This is a genomic window from Streptomyces sp. NPDC005878 (genome assembly GCF_040629815.1).
In the GTDB taxonomy this organism is placed as follows: Bacteria; Actinomycetota; Actinomycetes; order Streptomycetales; family Streptomycetaceae; genus Streptomyces.
Genome location: NZ_JBEXWK010000009.1, coordinates 14891 through 37738 on the forward strand (window position 1 = coordinate 14891; position 22848 = coordinate 37738).

The following is a 22848-nucleotide window of genomic DNA, read 5'->3' on the forward strand; positions in this document are numbered from 1 at the left end:
CGGCCCCGCGTCCGCGGGCCGTCGGTGGCTGGTCGCGCGGTTCCCCGCTCCCCTTCGGGGGCGCGGGGCCGCGGTGAAACGAACCTCAACGCAAACGGGGGCATTGATGGAAAGCACGCTCGCACCGGGCGCCGTCTCCCAGGGCGTCCGCAGGATCACCCTGGACGCGGGCGGTGTCACCCTGTCCGCGTTGCTGTGCGAGCCGGAAGGCACACCCCGCGCCACCGTCGTCGCCGTCCACGGCGGCGGCATGAACGCCGGGTACTTCGACGGCCAGGCCCACCCCGAGCTGTCGCTGCTCACCCTGGGCGCCCGGCTCGGCTACACGGTCCTGGCCGTCGACCGGCCCGGGTACGGGCACTCCGCCGCCCAGCTGCCCGAAGGCCTCACCGTCGCCGACCAGACCGACGTGCTGCGCGCCGGGATCGACGACTTCACCGCCAACTACCCCACCGGCGCGGGCATCCTGCTCGTCGCCCACTCCTTCGGCGGCAAGCTGGCGCTCTCCGCCGCCGCCCACTGCACCGGCGACGGCCTCCTCGGCCTCGACATCTCCGGCTGCGGCCACCGCTACGCCGTCACCCCGGGCGTGATCCGCAAGGGCCTCAAGCACATCGCCCGCCACTGGGGGCCGCTGCGGCTCTACCCGCCGAACACCTTCCGCAGCAGCGGCGCCCTGGTGGCGCCGATGCCGGAGCGCGAGGCGGACGAACTGCCGCGCTGGCCCGAGCTGTTCGCGGCGCTGGCACCGCGCGTGCGCATCCCCGTCCGGCTCACCTTCGCCGAGCACGAGGGCTGGTGGCTCCACGGCGAGCAGGACCTCGCCGACCTCGCCGCCCAGCTCACCTCCGCACCCCGCATCGTCGTCGACCGCCAGCCGGACGCCGGCCACAACATCAGCCTCGGCTGGGCGGCCCGCTCCTACCACCTGCGCACGCTCGCGTTCCTGGAGGACTGCATCACCAGGGCGGGACGCGATGCCTGAGCATCCGAGCCTATGACCAGCACCTTCGCCCATCCTTTCCGCTCCCTGGCCGTACGGAACTTCCGGCTCTTCGCGGCCGGGCAGGTCGTCTCCGTGGCGGGCACCTGGATGATGGTCGTGGCCCAGGACTGGATCGTCCTGGGCCTGGCCGACAACTCCGGCACCGCCCTCGGCGTCGTCACCGCGCTCCAGTTCACCCCGCTGCTGCTGCTGACCCTCTACGGCGGCCGCCTCGCCGACCGCTACGACAAGCGGCTGCTGCTGACCTGCGCCAACCTGGCGTCCGGTGTGCTCGCGCTGGTGCTTGCGGTGCTGGCGTTCGCGGACGCCGTCCAGCTGTGGCACATCTGGCTGTGCGCGCTCGGCCTCGGGGTCGTCAACGCCGTCGAGGTGCCGACCCGGATGTCGTTCGTGAGCGAGCTGGTCGGGCCCGAACTGCTGCCCAACGCCTCGGCGTTGAGCGCCGCGTACTTCAACACCGCCCGGGTGGTCGGGCCGGCCCTGGCGGGACTGCTCATCACGGGCTTCGGCACGGGCTGGGTGATGCTGTTCAACTCCGTCAGCTATCTGGCGACCGTGATCGGCTTGCGGATGATGCGGCCCGGCGAGCTCCTGCTCGGCGCCCGGCAGGACACCCGGCCCCGGGTGGTCGACGGGCTCCGGTACGTCGCCGGGCGCCCGGACCTGAAGCTGCCGCTCCTCCTCGTCGGGGTGATCTCCCTCTTCGGGCTCAACTTCCAGCTCACCCTGCCGCTGTACGCCAAGACCGTCTTCCACGCCGACGCGGCCTCCTTCGGGCTGCTCACCACCGGCTTCGCGGCGGGCTCGCTGATCGCCGCGTTCGCCACCACCGCCCGGCGCACCCGCCCCTCCAGCCGTCTGGTGGTGGGCGCGGCCCTGGTCTTCGCGGCGCTGGAGACGGTGGCGGGCTGGGCGCCGAACTTCGCCACCGCGATCGTGCTGCTCTCGCTCACCGGCGGCGCCACCATCTTCTTCGTCCAGGCCGTCAACCACCGCGTCCAGCTCGGCAGCGACCCGCGCTACCGGGGCCGGGTCATGGCGCTGTACACCCTGATCCTCCAGGGCTCGACCCCGCTCGGCTCGCTGCTCATCGGCTGGCTCGCCGAGCACCTGGGCGCCCGCTCGGGCTTCTACGTCGGCGGCCTGGTCTCGCTGGCGGCCGCGCTCACCGCGCTGGCGTACGACCGCCGACCCGCCCGCACCGGGGCCGCCAAGGCCCTCCAGACGCCCGAGGGCGACGGGCAGGGCGGCCCCGTCCACGAGGCGGTGGGCCGGTGAACGCGACCCGTACGCCGCTGCGGGCGGCCCCCGCGGCGGGACGGCTGCACCTGCTGGTCTTCCGGCCGCCCGCCGAGGAGGTGGCGCCGGTGTGCCCGCTGATGCGGGCGCTGGACGCGATGGAGGAGGCGCGGGCCGCGTCCTACGTGTCCGCCCGCGACCGGATCCAGTACGTGACCGCGCACGCCACCCTGCGCGCCCTGCTCGCCGCCTACACCGGTCTGGAGCCCGGCCGGCTCGTGCTGGGCCGCGGCGAGGACCCGTACGGCAAGCCGCGGCTGATCGATCCGCCGCTGCCGCTCCACTTCAACCTCTCGCACAGCCACGGCCTGATCGCCATCGGGGTCGCGGCGGCCCCGGTGGGCGTGGACGTCCAGCGCGTCCCGTCGCCCGAGGCCGTCGAGATGGTGCTGCCCCGGCTGCACCCGCAGGAGCGCGAGGAGCTGCGCGCGCTGCCCGCGGCCGAGCGGACGGTGGCGTTCGCCCGGCTGTGGACCCGCAAGGAGGCCTATCTCAAGGGGCTGGGCACCGGCCTCACCCGCTCACCCGCGGCGGACTACCTGGGCGACCGCGACGCCCCGGACCGCCCGCACGGCTGGACGGTGCGCAACGTGCCCGTCCAGCCGGGTTACGCCGCCGCGGCGGCCCTGCGCCACCACCCGACGTGACCGTGAAGGCAGTCGATTCCGCACCAAGGATCCGCAACCTACAGGGGGAACACCACATGACGCCGACCACGCCGACCACACCGTCCTCTGGCGAGGTCACCGACCGGCTGGACGAGCTGAGCGAGCGCAAGGAGCAGGCCGTCCGCGGCCCCAGCGAGCGCGCGACCGAGGCGCAGCACGCCAAGGGCAAGCTGACCGCGCGCGAGCGCATCGAACTCCTCCTGGACAAGGGCAGCTTCACCGAGGTCGAGCAGCTGCGCCGGCACCGGGCGACCGGCTTCGGCCTGGAGGCCAAGAAGCCGTACACGGACGGTGTCATCACCGGCTGGGGCACGGTCGAGGGCCGTACGGTCTTCGTCTACGCGCACGACTTCCGGATCTTCGGCGGCGCCCTGGGGGAGGCCCACGCCTCCAAGATCCACAAGCTGATGGACATGGCCATCGCGGCCGGTGCGCCCCTGGTGTCCCTCAACGACGGCGCCGGCGCCCGGATCCAGGAGGGCGTCTCGGCGCTGGCGGGCTACGGCGGCATTTTCCAGCGCAACACCCGGGCCAGCGGGGTGATCCCGCAGATCTCCGTGATGCTGGGGCCGTGCGCGGGCGGCGCCGCCTACTCGCCCGCCCTGACCGACTTCGTCTTCATGGTCCGCGAGACCTCGCAGATGTTCATCACCGGCCCGGACGTGGTGCAGGCGGTGACCGGCGAGGAGATCACGCAGAACGGGCTCGGCGGCGCGGACGTGCACGCCGGGGTCTCGGGCGTGGCGCACTTCGCGTACGACGACGAGGAGACCTGCCTCGCCGAGGTCCGCTACCTGCTGTCGCTGCTGCCGTCCAACAACCGGGAGATGCCGCCGCTGGCACAGACCTCGGACCCGGTGGACCGCGAGGGCACGGCCCTGCTCGACCTGGTGCCGGCCGACGGCAACCGCTCCTACGACGTGCGCTCGGTGATCGAGGAGCTCGTCGACGAGGGCGAGTACATGGAGATCCACGCCAACTGGGCGCCCAACCTGGTCGTCGCGCTGGCCCGGCTCGACGGCCACGTCGTCGGCATCGTCGCCAACCAGCCCTCCGCGATGGCGGGCGTCCTGGACATCAAGGCGAGCGAGAAGGGCGCGCGGTTCGTCCAGTTCTGCGACTCCTTCAGCATCCCGCTGATCACCCTGGTCGACGTCCCCGGCTTCCTGCCGGGCGTGGACCAGGAGCACGACGGCATCATCCGGCGCGGCGCGAAGCTGCTCTACGCCTACTGCAACGCGACCGTGCCGCGGATCTCGGTGGTGCTGCGCAAGGCGTACGGCGGTGCCTACATCGTGATGGACTCGCGCTCGATCGGCGCGGACCTCGCGTTCGCCTGGCCGACCAACGAGATCGCGGTGATGGGCGCCGAGGGCGCGGCGAACGTGGTCTTCCGCCGCGAGATCGCCGCGGCCGACGACCCCGACGCGATGCGCGCGCAGAAGATCGAGGAGTACAAGAACGAGCTGGTGCACCCCTACTTCGCGGCGGAGCGCGGTCTGGTCGACGACGTCATCGACCCGCGCGAGACCCGTTCGGTGCTGTGCCGTTCGGTGGCGATGCTCATCGCCAAGGACGCCGAACTGCCGCGCCGCAAGCACGGCAACCCGCCCCAGTAGGCACGACTTACGAGATGAGGGGACCGACATGAGCGAGATGACCCGGATCACCGAGACCGCCGAGACCGCCGAGACCGCCCGGAGCGCCGCCGAGCCCGCCGGGATGACCCTGGAGCACTGCCGTGAGCTACTGAGAGTGGAGCGCGGTAATCCGGATCCGGAGGAACTGGCGGCGCTCGCCGCGCTGTTCTTCGCGCACTTCTCCGCCATGGAGGCGCGGGCGGAGGCGGCCCGGGTGATGATCCCCCGGCAGCGGCGCTCGGCGAGCTGGCGCCGTACCGACCGGGCGACGGGCTTCGACGGCCCGCGCACCTGGCGCGCCGGCGGCCCGGTGCTGGCCTGACCCTATTACTGACGGGCCGTCAATTACGGTCCGCAGAGGCGCATTCCGCGCACCGAGTGGTGCGCACCGCCCCGGGTGGGGCCGTCCGGACCGGGGCGGCCCCGCCCGGGGCGCAGCGCTGTTCAGGCCGCCGGACTTTACTTGACACACACTCTCCCCGCCGACCATTCTGTGCGGTGAATGGGGGTCTTCGTCATGCAGGTGTTGGCGTACTGCAAGCTACAGCCCGATCACAGGGAGCGCTGGGAGGCGCGGGACGCGCCCGACTGAGGCGCAGTACCGGTCTCTTCAAGCCACCGGCCATCGAGACGCCACTTGGACACCTGTTATTTAACTTGTTGTCAGCGGACCCGCCCCAATTCCGTAAACCTCCAGGCTGCTGTGGCCAACATCATGTCATGGCTACGTCAACGTCAGAGGTGCGCCAAGATGGCCGGATTATGCGAGTCGCGGCGCGTTACCCTTGGTTGAATCAACGGACCTGCCAGTGTTCCGCTTCCGCATGGCGAGGACTGGTTGACGAGGGCTCCCCGTCGTGATCACGTAGGGAAACGAAGAGGGCGCCCTGTCCGATCTCGCTCAATAACCGACACAGTTTATTTGTTATTTGCTCGAACCTCTTTGAATTCCGTAGCAGCGGTCTGTAGGTTCGTCGTTGTTCGTCGGTGACATCCGGATCGGATCTCACAGTGGACTCACTCAGATGGGGGAGGGACATGACTCGCGGGGGAGGCATGACTCAGAGTTCGTCAGAGGCAGTGCTGGAGCCTCATATACCTGTCCAGCGTGGTCCAGGAGGACCACACCTGATCGAAGAGGGCGTGTCGGAAGCGGTGCGCAGGGTGGCCGGCCTCTCCCGGGGCCGGCGGATCCTCGTGGTCGACAGCGACGTCGACGGCGCGGAGTCCCTGGTGTGCCGGCTGCGCAGGCACGGCCACGAGGCCATCGGCGTGAAGAGCGGCAGCACCGCCCTTCAGGCGTACGAGGACGTCGACCTCGTCCTGCTGGACCTGGAGCTGCCGGACCTCGACGGCCTGGAGGTCTGCCGGGCCATCCGCTCGGTCAGCGGCATCCCGGTCATCATCGTGACGGCCCGCGGCTCCGAGCTCGACTGCGTCCTCGGCCTCCAGGCCGGCGCGGACGACTATGTGGTCAAGCCCTACGGCTTCCGCGAATTAATGGCACGGATCGAAGCCGTCATGCGCCGAGCGAGGTTCCAGCCGCCCGTTGCCAGAGAGATCTTGCACGGGCGGTTGCGCATTGACGTGAGCTCCCGCGAGGTGAGCCTGGACGGCCGCGAGGTGGGGCTGACCCGCAAGGAATTCGATCTGCTCTGCCTGCTCGCCTCGCATCCGGACACGGTCATTCCGCGCAAACGCCTGCTTCAGCAGGTATGGGGTGACTCATGGTCGCGTCGCACTGTCGACACTCATGTCAGCAGTCTACGCGGGAAGCTCGGCGACAGCGGTTGGATCATTACCGTGCGCGGGGTCGGTTTCAAGCTGGGCAACGGGTAATTTCCGCCTTTCGCCCCGACCGCAGCAAGAGAAAAACAAGTTGAACAACCGTCATAAGTCCGAGGAATTCTTTCGGACGGCGGCCGTGAATGGCCGCCCGCGGTGAGACGGGTTTACGGCGGGGCCCCCGGGGTGAGATGAATACCCCGGGGGCCCCGTTCCTTTACCAGTAATCCGCCGGGATATCCATGGTGTGCAACATCGGCCTCGCACACCTCGACCACACGAAAAAAGGCCCCCGCGGACCGGCTCGGCCGGCGCGGGGGCCTTTCTTCGTGAACTGCCGCTCGCTGCCTACGGGTTGAGGACCCAGGCGGAGTTGTGCTGCGTGAACCCGATGTGCGGGTAGTAGTCCACCGCCGCAGGCGCCGACAGCAGGATCACCTTCGCCCGCGGGGCCTCCTGCCGGGTGGCCTCGATCAGCGCCCGGCCGATGCCCGAGCGCTGGTGGTCGCCGCTCACCGCGATGTCCGAGAGGTAGGTGGCGTAGCTGAAGTCGGAGATGCTGCGCGCGATGCCGATCAGCCTGCCCTCCGCGCGCGCCACGACCACGAGATTGGCGCCTCGCACCATGGCGGCGAACCGCTCCACGTCCTCGATCGGACGGCGCTCCCCGAGCCCGGAGGAGCGGTAGACCTCCAGGACCTCCTCGAGGTCCAGGTCCGCACCGTCCACACGCTCAATCTTCCAGGTCACGAAGTTGCTCCAATCGATCGAGAATCACGCCGTGGTTGACGAGGAAACGCTCAGGGCGCAGCTGGCCGATGTCCATGCCCTCCTGGCGCAGCGTGTCCCCGAAGTGCTCGCCGGTGGCGATCGTACGGTTCGCGGCGGCCTGGACGGCGCGGTAGGCCTTCTCCCGCTCCACCCCGTCGGCCAGCAGGTCGGCGAGGACGGCGGAGCTGTACACCAGCCCGTCGGTGCGGTCGATGCCCGCCCGCATCCGGTCCGGGAAGACCTTGAGGTCGCGCACGAGCCGGGTCGCCATGGTGGCCTGGAAGTGGCCGACCGCCAGCGCGTCGGGCAGGATCACCCGCTCCACCGACTGGTGCGCCAGATCGCGCTCGTGCCACAGCGCCACGTTCTCCAGGGCGGTGGCCGCGTACCCGCGCAGCAGCCGCGCCAGACCGTTCAGCCGCTCACTGGTGGTCGGGTTCCGCTTGTGCGGCATGGCGCTGGAGCCCTGGTACGCGGAGGTGCGCTGCTCCTCCACCTCGCGGACCTCGGTGCGCTGGAGCAGCCGCAGCTCCAGGGCGATCTGCTCGATGCCCGCGCCCAGCAGGGCGACGGCCTGGAGCAGCTGGGCGTGCCGGTCGCGGGCGACGACCTGGCTCGGCGCCGGCTCCACTCCCAGCCCGAGCTCCTCGCAGACGTACGCCTCCACCGAGGGGTCGATCAGCGCGTACGTGCCGACCGAGCCGGAGACGGTGCCCACTGCCACCGCCTTGCGGGCCGCCTTGAGGCGGGTGAGCGAGCGGTCCACGGAGAACGCGAACTGCGCCAGCTTGTGGCCGAAGGAGGTCGGCTCGGCGTGCACCCCGTGGGTGCGGCCGACGATGACCGTCTCCCAGTGCTCAAGGGCCCGCTCGACCAGGACCTTGCGCAGCTCCGCGCCGGCCGCGAGGACCAGGTCGGTGGCGCGGGCCAGGTTGTACCCGAGGGAGGTGTCGACGAGGTCGTAGCTCGTCATGCCGAGGTGGACCCAGCGGGCCGACTCGTCGGGGATGCCCTCGCAGTAGGCGGCGAGGAACGAGAGCACTTCGTGGTCCCGCTCCCGCTCGATCTCCTGCACCCGCTCGGGCGTTGGGACCGGGGCCCGCCGCATGTCCTCGACGGCGTCCTCGGGCACCCGGCCCAGGCGCACCTGGGCCTCGGAGGCGAGGATCTCCACCCGGACCCAGGTCGCGTACCGCGCCTGGTCCGAGAAGATGTCCGCCATCGCGGGCAGGGTATAGCGGGGAATCATATGGGCCAGCACCCCCAGGGTGAGCTTGTCGACAGGTGGTTCGCAGGGGCCATCAGTAGGCCTCGAAGTATTCGCGCTGTTCCCACTCGGTGACCTGGCCCTCGGCGGGCCGCTCCTGGGCGCGCCAGGCCTCGAAGCGGGAGACCTCGCTCGCCTTGAGCTTGGCCAGCGTGGCGGCGAGCGGCTTGCCGAGCAGTTCGGCGCCCTGACCGGCCCGGAAGGCCTCCAGAGCCTCGTCGAGGGACTGCGGCAGCGTCTCGGTAGCGCCCTCGGCGCCGGCCGAGCGCGGGGCCGTGCCGGGGGTGGCGGTGAGCCCGTCGAAGCCCGCGGAGAGCTGGGCCGCGATGGCGAGGTAGGGGTTGGCGGTGGGCTCGCCGGTCCGGTTCTCGACGTGGGTGGCGGAGCCGCCGCCGACGACGCGGAGCATCACGCTGCGGTCCTCGTAGCTCCAGCCGATCCGGGTCGGCGAGAGCGAGAACTCCGAGCTGAGGCGGCGGTAGCCGTTGACCGTGGGCACCGAGAGCAGACACAGGTCGCGGGCGCGGGCCAGCAGACCGTCGATGTACGCCCGGCCCCGGTCCGAGATACCGCCTTCCGGGGCCGCGAAGACGTTGCGGCCGGTCGCGTCCATCACCGACTGGTGCAGGTGCCAGCCGCTCGGATCGAAGCTGTCGACGCGCGGCAGCGACATGAAGGTGGCGTGGTAGCCCTGGCGCGCCGCGGTCTGCTTGACCACGGTGCGGAACAGCAGCATCGCGTCGGCGGTGTCCATCGCGTGCATCGGGTTGAAGGTCGTCTCGATCTGGCCCGGACCCGACTCGTGCTCGATCGACCGCAGCGGCAGGCCGAGTTGGAGGAGCTTGAGGGCGAGCGGGCTGGTGAAGTGGGCGACCGAGTCGTAGTGGGAGTCCAGGTTGAACTGGTAGCCGGAGTTCACCGCCTCGACCTGGGGAGCCGCGCCCTGGAGGCCGAAGCCGTTGCCCGCGTTCCCGGGCGGGCCGGGCAGCCGCTTGGTGAGGTACCACTCGACCTCCAGGCCCAGCACCGGGGTGAGGTCGCGGGCCGCGTAGCGGGCGAGGACCTGGCGCAGCACGTTGCGCGCGGAGAGCGGGTGCGGGGAGCCGTCGCGCAGGTACTCGTCGCCGAGCACCCAGGCGGTGCGCGGCCCCTCGTGCGGCAGGATCTGGAAGGTCAGCGGGTCCGGCACCAGCACGAAGCTGCCCGCGCCGGCGATCTCGTCGACGCCCACACCGGGGTCGGCGAGGTAGTCGAGCGCCGCGGCGTGACCGGTGTCGAAGATGAAGGGCCCGGAGCTGAAGTCCATGCCGTTGCGCAGGACCGAGCGGAACGCGTCGACGGTCAGCGTCTTGGAGCGGGCCAGACCGTGCGGGTCACCGAAGGCCAGGCGGACGAGGTCGACCTCGTTCAGGGAGGCCTCGATCTGCTCGGCGGCGGCGGCCTGTTCATCGGTCCACAGGCCGAACTCGGTGACGAACGCGGGGCGTCCGACGCCGCCCGACTCGGAGAAGGGGCGGGACCACGACCGGGAGAACATGGGTTACAGGATCCTTTCGGTTACTCGGTCCGGTGCGGCCGGCAGGGGACCGAGGTCCGCCTCGAGACGGCGTGCCGCGGACAGGACCAGATCGTCCGCCCCGAACGGGCCCACGAGTTGGAGCCCCACCGGGAGTCCGGCGCGGGTGAGCCCGGCCGGGAGGGAAACGGCCGGCTGGCCAGTCATATTGAAGGGATACGTGGCGGGTGTCCACGCCAGCCAGAGCAGGTCCTGTGGACGGCTCGCCCACTGGGGGCCGATCGCGTACGGGTCGAACGGCTCGATGGGCACGGTGGCCATGGCGAGCAGGTCGTACCGGTCGAAGATCTCGTGCAGGGTGGTGCGCAGCGCGAGGCGCACCTCCTCGGCCCGCATCACGGTCGCGCCGCTGAGCGTGCGCCCGTGCCGGACGATCGCGAGGCGGCCCGGGTCGCACCACTCCTCGTCGGCGGGCGAGGTGGAGGCGGCGTCGCTGGCGGCGAGGATGTCGACGAGCGCCGGATACGGGTCGCGGAAGGGCACCTCGATCCGCTCGACGCGGTGGCCTTGGGCGTGCAGCGCGGGCAGCGCCTGCTCGCTGACCCGGCGGACCTCCGCGGAGGTGCCCGGGAACTCGATCCAGCCGATCCGCAGCGAGCGGCGCTGGCCCGGCAGGTCGACGGTACCGATCAGCGAGTCCGGGTCGCCCGGATGCCCGCCGGTGATCACCGAGGCGAGCTCGACGACGTCCGGCACGGTCCGCGCGATCGGCCCCTGGTGGGAGAGCCGGTCGGCGCAGGCGGGCACATAGGGCACCTTGGCGAACGACGGCTTGTAGCCGACGACCCCGCAGAACGCGGCGGGAATGCGGATGGAGCCCGCGCCGTCGGTGCCCAGCGCCCCCGAGCCCAGGCCCGCCGCGACCGCGGCCGCGGCGCCGCCGCTGGAGCCGCCGGCGGTGAGCTCGGGGTCCCACGGGTTGCGGGTGGGCGGAGCCACCCGGCTCACCGTGGAGGCGCTCCAGCCGTACTCCGACGTCGTGGTCTTGCCCACGACGATCGCCCCGGCGGCCCGCAGCCGCGCCACCGAGGGCGCGTCGGCGCGGGGCCGCCGGTTCTCCAGGAGGGATCCCCGGGCGGTGGGCAGGTCCCCGGTCTGGATCAGGTCCTTCACCGAGACGGTGATGCCGAGCAGCGGCTGCCGCTCGAACGCCGCCCGGCCGAGCTCCCGGATCCGGGCGTCGGCCAGCTCGGCCTCCCGTACGGCCTCGTCGCCCGCGACCGAGACGAACGCCCCGAGCTCGATGTCGGTCTTCTGGATGGCGGTGAGGACCGACTGGACGTGCTCGGCCGCGGTGAGCTCGCCCCGGGCGAGGAGCTCGCGTATGTCACCGATGGAGGTCAACGGATCTCCTTGCAAGGACAGGTGGGGCGCCGGTCACGACACCGGGTGCGGCTGCCTGGCTTTCGCCGCCGCGGCCTGGACCGACGTGAGGTGCCATGCGGAGTCGAAGGCGGTGACCTCGATGTCCTCGCCCGCGGCCACCAGCGCGGCGGCCGCGCTCATGGCGCTGGCGATGAAGGCGGAGGTCCGGTGGGCGGCGAGCAGGTCGCTCTCGTCGAACGGTCGGCCCTCGCAGCGCAGCAGGCGCAGGTCCATGAACCCGTTGAACGTCCGGCCCAGCACCTCGACCGCCTGCGGGCTGCGGATGCTGAAGCGCACCTTGGCCGCGACGTGGCCGTGGTGGTGCTGGTCGGAGTAGAAGGCGACGTCCGGGATGGTCGGCGGGATGAAGTGGTCGCGCTCCACCACGGCGGGCACCTTGGGCAGGTTGCCGGCGATGAAGTGCCAGGAGTTGTACTGCATCCGCGACGACATCGCCCAGGCGGTGTCGGCGAGTTGGGGCACCGAGTCCTCGAAGTAGCGCTTGGCCGCGGGGGCCGGCACGACACAGCAGAAGAAGTCGGTGATGTCCCACTTGGTGATCTCGGCGTAGCTCTGCTCGCGCAGGGCGCGCATCAGCTCCGGCAGGGAGCGCATGCCGCGGCTCATCGCGAAGTCGGCCTCGAAGACGTCGGTCGCCCCGGCCACCGTCTCGTACACCAGGGCTTCGAGGCCGGTGCCGAAGTCGCCGTACGGGCGGGCCAGCCAGTCGGGGGAGGCGGTCAGGCTCGCGCTCAGCTCCTCGAAGGTGGCGCCCGCGACCGGGAGCCGCTCGCGCAGCCGCTCCACAAGCTCCGCCTCGCGCCGCATCGACTCCTCGCCGTACGGCCCGGCCAGGCGCTCGATCTTGTGCATCAGCGCGCCGTGGATCTCGCGGTAGAGCTGGGCGTTGGGCAGGACGTGCCCGACGCGCCGCTCGCGCAGCGCCTTCGCCAGCGTGTTGAGCGCCTCGACCCGGTGGGTGGGCGCGGCCGGGACCGGCTCGCCGCCGGGCACCGCGTTGTAGTTGCGCCGGGTGCGCTCCAGCAGATACGCGAGGTGGTCCAGGCTGAGCTGGGTGCCGTTGGCCTCCTCGATGCGGCCGGCGCCCGCCGACCGGACGAGCAGGGTGAGGCAGACGACCAGCATCGCGTCGTGGTCGGACCAGCGCTCCATCTCGACGCCCAGCAGACTGCTGAACGTCTCGCTGGGGTGGCCCGCCCACAGGGTCTTGCCGATGAGGTTGTTGCCCTCGCGGAAGTTGGTGTAGAGCTTCCCCTCCTGGTGGAGGACGAAGGGGGCGGTGCGCAGCGCCGACTCCCGTACGGTCTCCAGGAGTTCGTCGCGGGCCGGGGTGCCGAGCGCGGCCAGCCACTGGCGGCAGTCGACGACCTGGTCGGCGTAGCGGGCGGCGGCGCGGTTGACCTCGCTCTCGTAGTCGAGCAGGTCCTGCGCCGACCACGGCACGCTCATCACACCGTCGACCAGGTTCTCCTCGTCGGCGAGCGAGCCCTGGGAGGGGACGCGGACGACGATGCGGCCGGTGGTGGTCAGGCCCAGCTCGCCCAGGAACGCGGGGCGCTCCTGGGAGTCGCGCACCGGGGCGGGCAGGTCCTCCTCGCGCCAGGAGATGCCGCAGAGCACCTTGAGCGCCGCCTCGTCCGCGGTGCGCAGCGCGCGCAGCTGGACGTCGGCGGGGACATGGCCGTCCAGGGTGAGCAGGGTGTTCACCGCGGTCCGCAGGTCCCGGGCCTCGACGGCCTTCTCCCAGGCGTTCTTCAGGAGGGTGGGGAAGCCCGCCTCCTCGTCCTTGACGCGGTCCGGCTTCGGCGTGGCCCCGGCCACCGCGCCCAGGCGGCTGGGCCGGCGGCTCTGCCGTTTCTTGGCGTTGATGGCGCGGCGCGACGTGCCGTTGCGCTCGGCGAAACTGGTCATGACACACCCTCAGCGGTAAGCCCGATGTGGTTCCACATCGCGTCGGACGTCGGGGTCCAGTCCTCGTCCACGTAGATGCAGTCGACGGGGCACTCCAGGACGCACTTGGGGCAGCCCGAGCAGAGCTCGGGGATGATGACGACGTCGAGCCCGTTGTCGAAGATGGCGTTGAACTCGGGCGGGCAGGCACGCAGGCAGGTGTCGCAGGTGATGCACTCGGCCCGCTCGATGCGGCGCGGGGGCTTCTTCCAGGTCTCGCTGCGCTTGCGCTCGGCGATCACCTTGTTGCGCCCGGATACCGAGCCTTCCACCTCGTCGAGTGAGTCGTCCGAAGTATTCGTGGGCATGTGGCCCCCCTCTTGTCCTGTTTCGCTCGTGACCACGTAAGAGAGCATCAATAGCGCGCCGCACCGTGGCGACGTCGGCCAGAATTACACGGAGGCCCGCTTCATGGGAACGGCGGGCGAGCGGTGTGCAGGCGCGGATCAAAACGTTCGGTGGATTCCTGCTGGAGGGAATCTTGAATCGCGCGGACTCCTGATAATCCCCGGTGGGGCAAGGGGATGCAATATGCTCGAGTCAGCACCGCGCGGACGCGGCGGAGGCGGCGCGGACACCCCCAGGGAACGTCTCTGACCTGCGAGAACCAAGGGATCTTGGCCGACCGGCGAGCCGCGGGCCGGGGGCCTCGGCGGATGCTCCGTACGAAGGTATACGCGAAGGGCGCCCGTGCAACCGCGGAACTTTCGCAGTCGAACACCTTGCGCGCACCCCCTGGTACGGCACCTGTGCGCGCCGCCGCTCGCGGCTGTCACCGCACCGGTTTACGGGCGCGGTGTCCGCTATCCATTCACGTGCGCATTTCCGTCTCGCCGGAACGGGGGCGAGGAAAAGGGAATCCCTTGATCGACGCGGCGCATAAAGTGATCGACGCCACCCGGTAAGAGGGGGCGGTAAGCGGGGCCGGTAAGAGGCGCCTGCGTATGCGGCCGGAAAACGGGGGAGGATTTCCCCGGGACGTCAATTGTTCAACGAGGCAGCCGCGCGGACGGCGCCGGAGGCGGATGGCGCCCGTGGCCGCACGCGGGCGGCGCGCCACCGGGTCTTCCTCCCGGTGACGCGCCGCTGTTGGTCCGGACGTCGGCTGGAGCCGCTGGAGTACGCCTCGTGGCGTCCCCTCACTCGCCCAGGATCGTCAGATCCGTCCGGCTGAGCCGGTCGGGAGCGGCCCGCATGTCGATCCCGGTGATCCGCTCGTCCACGATCGTGAAGCCGAAGACCACCCGGGGTTGTCCGCGCGGCGCCCACACCGCGCCCACCGCCCCGTCCACCAGCGCCAGTCGGGCGTAACGGGCCCGGCCCGAGAAGGTCCTGGCCACCGAGGCGGCCCCCCGCACCTCGGCGCCCGGCGCGCCCGCCGCCACCGCCTCCGGGTCGGCGTGCAGCACCACCTCGGGGTCGAGCATCGCCACCAGCGTGTCGAAGTCACCGCCGCGCGAGGCGGTGAGGAAGGAGTCCACGATCCGCCGCATCCGGTCCGGGCCCGCCTCGGGCAGCGGGTCCACGCTCCGCACCCGCACCCGCGCCCGGCCCGCCAGTTCGCGGGCGGCCCCGGCCCCGGCGGCGCCGACGATGGGCGCGATCTCCTCGTAGGGCAGACCGAACAGGTCGTGCAGGACGAACGCCATCCGCTCGGCCGGGTCCAGCGTCTCCAGGACCACCAGCAGTGCCAGGCCCACCGAGTCCGCGAGCAACTCCTGGTGCGCCGGGCCCATCCGGGCCAGGTCCGCCGCCAGCGCGGCCGGCACCGGGGCCGCCAGATCGTCCGGCGCCCGGCGCGCCGCCGGCACCCGCGGCAGCAGCGTGCCGGGGAAGACCGTCCTGCGCGAGCGCAGCCGGTCGAGGGAGACGTTGGCGACCACCGTCATCAACCATGCGGGCAGGCCCCGGACCCCCTCGTCCGTGGCGTCGTCGCCGCTGTCGATGATCTGTAACCACGCTTCCTCGACGGCTTCGTCGGCCTCGTTCAGCGAGCCCAGCATCCGGTATGCCACGGCCCGCAGATGCGGGCGGCTTTCCTCGAAACGCCGCGCCAGCCATTCGCCGTCGTCCATCGGTCACATTCCTTCGTCGCGCTCCGTCAGTGAGTGACGAACGCGTCACGGTCACACCCTCTGGCCACGTTCCGTCATAGCAGTGACGAACAAAACCCAGCTCATGTGACAGGAAGAGGTACCCCGATCGGGTCGAGGCGATCGGGTCGTACAGGGGAGGCCCCTCGAACAGACCGAGTTCGACCGAGCCCTGAGCGCCGCACGGCCGCGCGGGGCTCCCGACCCTTAGCGAGCAGTCATGACGACGCATCCTCCATCACCGAGGCAGTCCATCGAGGAGCCGCCGCCCCCAGCCACGTCTTCGTTCGCCCACACGTACGCGAGGGCCGTCGCCGGCCGCCGCTCCAAGTGGGCCGTCCTCGTGCTGTGGGTGCTGCTCATCGTCGTGGGCGGGTCCCTCGCGGCCAAGCTCGGTGACGTACAGAACAACGAGGCCCAGACCTGGTTGCCGAAGAACGCGCAGGCGACGAAGGCGGTGAAGATCGCCGAGGACTACTTCCAGGACAAGGGCCGCCTCGGCGCGGTCGTCGTCTACGCGCGCGAAGACGGCCTGAGCGGCGCCGACTTGGCCAAGGTCAACGCCGACCGGGTCCGGTTCGTCACGGACCGGATCGCCGCGGCGGAGATCCCGCCGGTCACGGTCGCCTCCGACAACAAGGCCGCCTTCCTCAGCGTCCCCATCAAGTCGGACAAGAGTGACAACAGCGTCCTGGGCGACGGCGTGAAGGACCTGCGCAAGGCGGCGGAGAAGGACGCGCCGGACGGCCTCGACGTCAGGATCACGGGCCCGGCCGGCAGCATCGCCGACTTCATCGATGTCTACTCCGGTATGGACGGCGCCCTGATGGGTGCCACGCTCGGACTCGTCGCGATCTTCCTGCTGTTCACCTACCGCAGCCCCATCCTGTGGCTGATCCCGCTGCTCTCGGTGGGCCTGGCCAGCCAGGTCGCCAGCGCCGTCGTCTACCTCCTCGCCAAACACGCGGGGCTCACGGTCAACGGCCAGAGCGCCTATGTGCTGATCGTCCTGGTCCTGGGCGTCGGCACCGACTACGCGCTGCTGCTGATCGCGCGCTATCGCGAGGAGCTGCACCGCCACGAGGACCGCCACGAGGCGATGGTGTACGCGCTGCGCCGCTGCCTGCCCGCGATCACCGCCTCCGCGGCGACCGTCGGCATCGCCACGCTCTGCCTGGTGTTCGGCTCCATGAACTCCACCCGGGGTCTGGGCCCGGTCGTCGCCCTCGGCGTCGTCATCGTCTACTTCGCGATGACCACGCTGCTGCCCGCGTTCCTGGTGATCCTGGGCCGCTGGGTCTTCTGGCCGTTCACCCCGCGCTACTCGGCGCAGTACGTGGACGCGAGCGTCGAGAAGGAGCACGGCTTCTGGGGACGGATCTCCGGCTTCGTGGGCCGCAGGCCGCGCCCGATCTGGATCGGTACGGTCCTGGTGCTCGGCGCGCTGGCGTTCGGCGCGATGTCGCTGTCCACCGGCCAGACCCAGGCCGAGCAGTTCACCAAGAAGGTCGACTCGGTGGCGGGCCAGGAGCTGCTGTCCGAGCACTTCCCGGCCGGCTCCTCGGCCCCCGCCGACGTGTACGTCAAGGACGCGGGCGCGGCCTCCGCGCTCTCCACGGTCCAGGGCGTGCCCGGCGTCACCAAGGCGACCACCGTGGCGTCCAGGAACGGCTGGACGCACATCGAGTCCGTCCTGAAGAACGCGCCGGACACCGAGGCCGCTCGCGCGACCGTCGACCGTATGCGCACCGCGCTCGACCGGGCCTCCGGCGAGGCCCAGGACGCGGTGGTCGGCGGGCAGACGGCGATCGCGCTCGACACCTCCGACGCCCAGGGCAAGGAGGAGAAGGTACTGATCCCGCTCATCCTCGCGGTGGTCCTGATCATGCTGATCATCCTGCTGCGGGCGCTGGTGGCACCGCTGATGCTGCTGCTGTCGGTGGTGCTCTCGTACACCGCGGCCGTGGGCGCGGCGGCCCTGCTCTTCCACGCCGTGGGGTATCCGCGGATCGACCGGGGGCTGCTGCTGTTCGGCTTCCTGTTCCTGGTGGCCCTCGGTGTCGACTACACCATCTTCCTGATGACCCGGGCCCGGGAGGAGGTCGGCAAGCGCGGCCACCGCGACGGCGTCCTCACCAGCCTCACCGTCACCGGTGGTGTGATCACCTCGGCGGGCCTGGTCCTCGCCGCCACCTTCAGCGTCCTCGCGGCCATCCCGACGGTGGCCTCGCTCCAGCAGGGCCTGCTGGTGGCCGTCGGCATCCTGCTGGACACGTTCATCGTCCGCAGCCTGCTGATCCCGGCGCTCGCGCTGGAGCTCGGGCCGAAGTTCTGGCGCCCGGGCCACCCCGAGCGCGACGAGGCGGACCTCCCGGTCGGGCCGCGCGCCGAGTCGGCGCGGCTGGGCTGACCCCGTACGGACGAGAGCGCACCGGCTCGTCCCCGACCTCGATCGCGGGCGCACCGTTTCCTCCGGGAAGCGGTGCGCCCGTCGTGCGTCCGGGGCCGGTCCGGAACCCGGACGTCACACTTTCGCGGGCCGCATCGTCAGTGTGGCGACACTTCAACGAAGGAGGAGCCATGACGTCGCCCATCCTGGTGACCGGCGGCACCGGCACGCTGGGACGACTGGTCGTCTCGCGGCTGCGGGACGCCGGCGCCGACGTCCGGGTGCTCAGCAGGAAGAGCCGCCCGGCGCAGAACGGTGTCACCTACGTGACCGGCGACCTCGCCAAGGACCAGGGCATCGGCCCCGCCGTCGAGGGCGTGGGCACGCTCGTGCACTGCGCCAGTGACAAGAAGGGCGACGCCGAGGCCACCCGCAACCTGGTCCGCGCGGCCGGGGCGGCGGGCGTCGCCCACCTCGTCTACATCTCCATCGTCGGCGTCGAGGACGTCTCGTTCGGCTACTTCAAGGCGAAGCTGGAGTCGGAGCGGGTGGTCACCGGGTCCGAGGTGCCGTGGACGCTGCTGCGCGTCACCCAGTTCTACGACTTCATCCTCAACGGGGCCCGGAAGGCGAAGAAGCTGCCGCTGGTCCCGGTGCCCGCCGGCTTCAAGGTGCAGCCGATCGACCCGGAGGAGGTGGCGTCCCGGCTCGCCGAGCTGGCCCTGGACAAGCCGGCCGGGCGGGTGCCCGACCTCGTGGGGCCGCAGGCCACCGACGCGGTCGCGATGATCCGCGCCTACCTCAAGGCCGTCCACCGCGGCTCTCCGGTGGTCCCGGTGTGGATGCCGGGCCTGGGGAGGATCCGGGCCGGCGGCCTGCTGCCCAAGGGCCCGCGCGAGGGTTACGACACGGCCCGGGTGACCTGGGAGGAGTTCCTGGCCTCCCGGCTCGGCTGACCGGGTCCGGGCGGGGGCAGCGGGCGGACGGCCCACCTCCCCGAAGGCCCATTTCCTAGGCAATGACCGAACTGGATACCGAACATCCGCATTATGAACGTGATGTGACTTGTCCCATAGGCTGGGTTTCGCAGTGCGTGACGACGGGCCCGGTGGAGGAATGTTGACCATGGACGAGACCGAACTGCTGGCGGAGCGCTTCGAGGCGTACCGCCCCCATCTGCGGGCGGTCGCCTACCGGATGCTGGGCTCGCTGAGCGAGGCCGAGGACGCCGTGCAGGAGTCCTGGTTCCGGCTCAGCCGCGCGGACGTGAGCGCCGTGGAGAACCTGGGCGGCTGGCTGACCACGGTCGTCGCGCGCGTCTGCCTGGACATGCTGCGCTCGCGCGAGTCGCGGCGCGAGGACCTGCTGGGCGAGCGGCCACCGCCCGTCCACCACGGCGCGCACGAGAGCGCGGACCCCGAACAGGAGGCGGTCCTGGTCGACTCGGTCGGCCCGGCGCTGCTCGTGGTGCTCGACACGCTCTCCCCGGCCGAGCGGCTCGCGTTCGTCCTGCACGACATGTTCGCCGTCCCCTTCGACGACATCGCCCCGGTGGTGGGGCGCTCCACCATCGCCACCCGGCAGCTCGCCAGCCGGGCGCGCCGCCGGGTGCAGAACGCCGAGGCCGCGCCCACCGCGGACCGGGGCCGCCAGCGGCAGATCGTCGACGCCTTCCTCGCCGCCTCGCGCGGCGGCCGGTTCGACGAACTGCTCGCCCTGCTCGACCCCGAGGTCGTCGTCCGGGTCGACGGCGCCGCCCTGGCGATGGGCGCGAGCGGAGCCCTCGGTGCCCAGGCGGTCGCCAAGACGTTCTCCGGCCGGGCCCAGGTCGCCCAGCTCGCCCTGGTGGACGGGGCCCCGGGCATGGTCTGGGCGCCGAACGGCAGTGTGAAGGTGGTGTTCGACTTCATCGTCGTGGACGGCCGGATCGCCGCGATCGACATGCTCGCGGACCCCGGACACCTGGACGAAATGGACGTGAAGATCCTGGCGGAGTAGCCGGCGGTCCCCCGGACGCGGGCGCGGAAGGGGCCGGGAAACCGGGAACGCTCCCTGTTTCCGAGGGTTTCTCCGCGCGAGAACTCTCCGGTTCCCACGGCGAACACCCCCCGAACCCCCGCTCCGCCCGGCACGTTCCATGCAACACCAAGAGGCGCAGCCCGGCCATCCGGCCGTGCTGCGCCTCTGTCGTTCCTTGAGCGGACTCCGAGCCGGCGCGGATCAGCCGCGCCGGACCGCCATCCGCTGCCGCGCCGCCTCGGCGAGCGCCGTGAACGGGCTGTCGTCGTCGGACTCCTCGGCGTGCCACTGCACACCGACCGCGAACGGGTGGCCGTCGACCTCGATCGCCTCCACCGTCCCGTCCTCGGACCAAGCGGTCACCGTCAGACCCTCGCCGACCCGGTCGATGACCTGGTGGTGGTGGCAGGGCACGACATCCTTCTTCAGGAACTCGGCGAGGTGGCTGCCGGGTTCGAGCCGCACCTTCTGCTGCCCGTACTCCTTGCCGCCGGGGGAGTGGCTGTCGTGGCCCACGATCTCCGGAAGGTGCTGGTGGAGGGTGCCGCCGCGCAGGATGTTGATGAGCTGCTCACCGCGGCAGATGCCGAGCGTGGGCAGGTCGTCCGCCAACGCGGCCTCGATCAGGGCGAGTTCGGCCCGGTCGCGGGTGGTGTCGTTCCAACCGGTCTTCTCGTGCTTGTCCTGCCCGTACAGCGCCGGGTCCGCGTCGGGACCCGCGAGCAGCAGCAGACCGTCGAGCCCGCCGATGGTCTGCTCCACACCCGGCTGCGGAGCCAGCAGCACCGGTATGCAACCGGCGTCGGCGACCTTCTGGACGAACGTCTGCGGAACGAACGTCGCGTCCATCTCGAAGATCGCGAACTTGATCTGGGTCACGACGGCCGTGATGCCGATGACGGGCCGGCGTGTGCGGTCCAGCGAGCTCAGGGTCTCGTTGACGGCGGAATGCACAGTGCACCTCACAAAGGGTCAGATCTTGAGTACGGGGCGGAACTCCGCCTCGTGGTGGGTGATCCACTCGGCGTACGTGTAGGCGGGGCGGCCGGTGACGAGCTCGACGGTGGGCAGGACCTCCGCCTCCATGCCCAGCAACTTCGCGCGCCGGTCCAGGAGTTGGTCGGCCACGTACCCGGAGAGGTAGTTGACCATCGCGGCGCGGACGCGTTCGCGCGGCACCTCCTGGAAGCGGGTGGGGATGCCGAGCGCGGCGCCGAGGAGGCGCACCCGTTCCTCCTGGCTGAGCGACTGGGGCCCGGTGATCGCGTGGATCGTGCCGGATTCCGCCGCGAGCAGGGACTTCACCGCGACCGCCGCGATGTCGCGCTCATGGATCGGCGCCATCGCGGAACTTCCGTACACACCGTGCACCACTCCGTCTTTGGCGATCTGGGGTATCCAGAGGAGATCGTTGGACATGAACGCGCTCGGCCGCAGGAACGTCCATGACATTCCCGACTCGACGACTGCCTTCTCGCACGCGATGTGCGGCTCTTCGGCAGCATAGGTGACCGCCTCGGAAGACAGCATGACCACATGTTGCACCCCGGCCCGGGCGATGGCGTCGACCGCTCCCTGGAGCTCGCCGAACACCGGCCACAGATAGAGCCGTTCAACTCCCCGCAGTGCCCGGCCCAGGGTCTCGGGCCGGCTCAGGTCGGCGGCCAGTACCTCCACGTCGCCCGGCAGGGTGCACTTGGCGGGGTCGCGGGCGATGGCCCGCACCCGCTCTCCCGATTTCAGCAGCTCGTCGACGATGTTTCTGCCGACGTTCCCGGTCGCGCCGGTTACCAAGATCATGTCTTCTCCCGTGGTCAAGGGGGACGTCCGAGGGATGTCGTGCATCTCGCGAGGGCAACGCATACGGGCACGGGTATTCCGGCCCCAGGTGATCCAGTCGCGCGTAATCCGGGCAGGGAAAAGCGCGCGGAGGGTGAAAAGGGCGGCGAAGAGCCGTGCCGTGTGGGGCGGGTGAGCGGTGGAGGGCGGCGCTGCGGATCGCCGTGCGGAGAGTTCCGCGAACACGTGACCGACCGGTAAGTAGGCGGCCATTGAAAAAACGTTTCCGCAGGGAAGCGTCGGCCATGAGGCGGCAGTGCCTCATGGCCGACGGTGGAGCGGGGACGTGCGGTTACGCGGTCTTGCTCTCGGAGAGGTTGATCCGCCAGGAGACGCCGAAGCGGTCGTTGACCCAGGCGAACTTGGCGCTGAACCCGTAGGTGCCGACCGGCATGATCACCTCACCCTTCTCGGAGAGGCCCTCGAAGACCCGGTCGAACTCCTCGTCCGAGTCGCACTGCACGTACACCGCCATCGCGGGGGAGAACGCGTACGTGTCCCACGGGGCGTGGTCGGAGCCCCGGGCGCCCTCCGGCGGAATGTTGATGCACATGAACTGCTGGCCGGCCAGGGTGAAGACCGCGTGTTGCAGGGTTCCCTCCACCCAGCCCGGCTCACCGGCCCGGGCGCGAATGGTGTTGATCACCTCTGAGCCGTCGAAGAGGGACGTGTAGAAGGTCACCGCCTCCTCGGCATCCTGCGGGAACGCCAGAAAAACCGTGAGCTTCTGCGTGACTGCGGAGGACATCGCTCTCCTTATTAAGTCTGGTGTTCTGCGTGGATCACCATTCCAACATCCATTTCTCCGAGTCAAGAGGGCAACCGCGGAAAGTCGAGGTCGAGCGGCCCATTGGATCTTGATCTCGGGGCGCGTATCCGGAACAAGGCACTTCGGTCTGTTGAATACGTCATTCCTATTCCGTTTATCACTCCCCTTCCGAAGGGCGGAAAAGGATCACCGGGAGTCCCGGGGCGTATTTCAAGAAGGTTGACGAAAGGGGCCGGAGAGGCGTTCACCGGGGCCATGGAAAACAGCAGGACCCATTCCCCTTGACGCCCCTGATCGACGAGTTGCAGACTTCTTCGGCGGCCCGAAAGGTCTTTGGTGGGAGCCGCTGAGCATGATCACATTCAACGCTCCGTTTTCGATCTCGACAGGC

Annotated in this window: 19 protein-coding genes; 9 read left to right on the forward strand and 10 right to left on the reverse strand. The window is 70.6% G+C overall.

Going from position 1 to position 22848, the window contains the following annotated elements:
* Positions 1–106 precede the first annotated feature (106 nt).
* The 6 genes from ABZ404_RS16165 to ABZ404_RS16190 all read left to right on the forward strand — a co-directional run bounded on the left by ABZ404_RS16165 (position 107) and on the right by ABZ404_RS16190 (position 6452).
* Positions 107–985, forward strand: a complete 879-nt coding sequence (locus ABZ404_RS16165) for an alpha/beta fold hydrolase (protein ID WP_358832642.1) — start codon at positions 107–109, stop codon at positions 983–985.
* 12 nt (positions 986–997) lie between these two features.
* Positions 998–2284 carry an MFS transporter gene (locus ABZ404_RS16170; RefSeq protein ID WP_358832643.1) on the forward strand — a complete coding sequence of 429 codons (1287 nt, stop codon included), beginning with the start codon at positions 998–1000 and terminating at the stop codon, positions 2282–2284.
* The gene (locus tag ABZ404_RS16175) at positions 2281–2952 is read left to right on the forward strand and encodes a 4'-phosphopantetheinyl transferase superfamily protein (RefSeq protein ID WP_358832644.1); all 672 of its coding nucleotides are present in this window, start codon (positions 2281–2283) and stop codon (positions 2950–2952) included. Before ABZ404_RS16170 ends, ABZ404_RS16175 begins: the two co-directional genes overlap by 4 nt.
* 56 nt (positions 2953–3008) lie before the next feature.
* The gene (locus tag ABZ404_RS16180; RefSeq protein ID WP_358832645.1) at positions 3009–4592 is read left to right on the forward strand and encodes an acyl-CoA carboxylase subunit beta; all 1584 of its coding nucleotides are present in this window, start codon (positions 3009–3011) and stop codon (positions 4590–4592) included.
* A gap of 28 nt (positions 4593–4620) precedes the next feature.
* Positions 4621–4935, forward strand: a complete 315-nt coding sequence (locus tag ABZ404_RS16185) for an acyl-CoA carboxylase epsilon subunit (protein ID WP_358832646.1) — start codon at positions 4621–4623, stop codon at positions 4933–4935.
* Positions 4936–5669: 734 nt separating this feature from the next.
* Complete coding sequence (locus tag ABZ404_RS16190; RefSeq protein WP_067166387.1) at positions 5670–6452, forward strand: response regulator transcription factor; 783 nt, start codon at positions 5670–5672, stop codon at positions 6450–6452.
* A gap of 294 nt (positions 6453–6746) precedes the next feature.
* On the opposite strand, the gene ABZ404_RS16195 is transcribed toward ABZ404_RS16190, so the two are convergent.
* The 7 genes from ABZ404_RS16195 to ABZ404_RS16225 all read right to left on the reverse strand — a co-directional run bounded on the left by ABZ404_RS16195 (position 6747) and on the right by ABZ404_RS16225 (position 15423).
* Positions 6747–7148 carry a GNAT family N-acetyltransferase gene (locus ABZ404_RS16195; protein ID WP_358832647.1) on the reverse strand — a complete coding sequence of 134 codons (402 nt, stop codon included), beginning with the start codon at positions 7146–7148 and terminating at the stop codon, positions 6747–6749.
* Positions 7132–8418, reverse strand: a complete 1287-nt coding sequence (gene purB, locus ABZ404_RS16200) for an adenylosuccinate lyase (protein WP_358832648.1) — start codon at positions 8416–8418, stop codon at positions 7132–7134. The genes ABZ404_RS16195 and purB overlap by 17 nt, the downstream gene beginning before the upstream one ends.
* A gap of 52 nt (positions 8419–8470) precedes the next feature.
* Positions 8471–9973 carry a glutamine synthetase family protein gene (locus tag ABZ404_RS16205; protein ID WP_358832649.1) on the reverse strand — a complete coding sequence of 501 codons (1503 nt, stop codon included), beginning with the start codon at positions 9971–9973 and terminating at the stop codon, positions 8471–8473.
* Positions 9974–9976: 3 nt separating this feature from the next.
* The gene (locus ABZ404_RS16210; RefSeq protein WP_358832650.1) at positions 9977–11356 is read right to left on the reverse strand and encodes an amidase family protein; all 1380 of its coding nucleotides are present in this window, start codon (positions 11354–11356) and stop codon (positions 9977–9979) included.
* Positions 11357–11389: 33 nt separating this feature from the next.
* Positions 11390–13309, reverse strand: a complete 1920-nt coding sequence (locus tag ABZ404_RS16215; protein WP_358832651.1) for a hypothetical protein — start codon at positions 13307–13309, stop codon at positions 11390–11392.
* Positions 13306–13656 carry a 4Fe-4S dicluster-binding protein gene (locus tag ABZ404_RS16220; RefSeq protein WP_358832652.1) on the reverse strand — a complete coding sequence of 117 codons (351 nt, stop codon included), beginning with the start codon at positions 13654–13656 and terminating at the stop codon, positions 13306–13308. Before ABZ404_RS16220 ends, ABZ404_RS16215 begins: the two co-directional genes overlap by 4 nt.
* An 831-nt stretch (positions 13657–14487) precedes the next feature.
* Positions 14488–15423, reverse strand: a complete 936-nt coding sequence (locus tag ABZ404_RS16225) for a sigma-70 family RNA polymerase sigma factor (protein WP_358832653.1) — start codon at positions 15421–15423, stop codon at positions 14488–14490.
* A 238-nt stretch (positions 15424–15661) separates the two neighbouring features.
* Between ABZ404_RS16225 and ABZ404_RS16230 the strand changes: the two genes are divergently transcribed.
* The 3 genes from ABZ404_RS16230 (at position 15662) to ABZ404_RS16240 (ending at position 19828) form a co-directional block, all read left to right on the forward strand.
* The gene (locus tag ABZ404_RS16230; protein ID WP_358832654.1) at positions 15662–17851 is read left to right on the forward strand and encodes an MMPL family transporter; all 2190 of its coding nucleotides are present in this window, start codon (positions 15662–15664) and stop codon (positions 17849–17851) included.
* A gap of 170 nt (positions 17852–18021) precedes the next feature.
* The gene (locus tag ABZ404_RS16235; RefSeq protein ID WP_358832655.1) at positions 18022–18786 is read left to right on the forward strand and encodes an NAD(P)H-binding protein; all 765 of its coding nucleotides are present in this window, start codon (positions 18022–18024) and stop codon (positions 18784–18786) included.
* A 169-nt stretch (positions 18787–18955) separates the two neighbouring features.
* The gene (locus ABZ404_RS16240) at positions 18956–19828 is read left to right on the forward strand and encodes a sigma-70 family RNA polymerase sigma factor (RefSeq protein ID WP_358832656.1); all 873 of its coding nucleotides are present in this window, start codon (positions 18956–18958) and stop codon (positions 19826–19828) included.
* A gap of 222 nt (positions 19829–20050) precedes the next feature.
* Here ABZ404_RS16240 and ABZ404_RS16245 read toward each other — a convergent pair whose 3' ends face one another.
* The 3 genes from ABZ404_RS16245 to ABZ404_RS16255 all read right to left on the reverse strand — a co-directional run bounded on the left by ABZ404_RS16245 (position 20051) and on the right by ABZ404_RS16255 (position 22436).
* Positions 20051–20803 (reverse strand): gamma-glutamyl-gamma-aminobutyrate hydrolase family protein, encoded by a 753-nt coding sequence (locus ABZ404_RS16245; RefSeq protein WP_358832657.1) that lies wholly within the window; start codon positions 20801–20803, stop codon positions 20051–20053.
* An 18-nt stretch (positions 20804–20821) separates the two neighbouring features.
* Positions 20822–21649 carry an NAD(P)H-binding protein gene (locus ABZ404_RS16250; RefSeq protein WP_358832658.1) on the reverse strand — a complete coding sequence of 276 codons (828 nt, stop codon included), beginning with the start codon at positions 21647–21649 and terminating at the stop codon, positions 20822–20824.
* 331 nt (positions 21650–21980) lie between these two features.
* A complete protein-coding gene (locus ABZ404_RS16255) occupies positions 21981–22436 on the reverse strand; it encodes a VOC family protein (RefSeq protein WP_358832659.1) in 456 nt (151 codons plus the stop codon).
* Between the last annotated feature and the right edge of the window lie 412 nt (positions 22437–22848).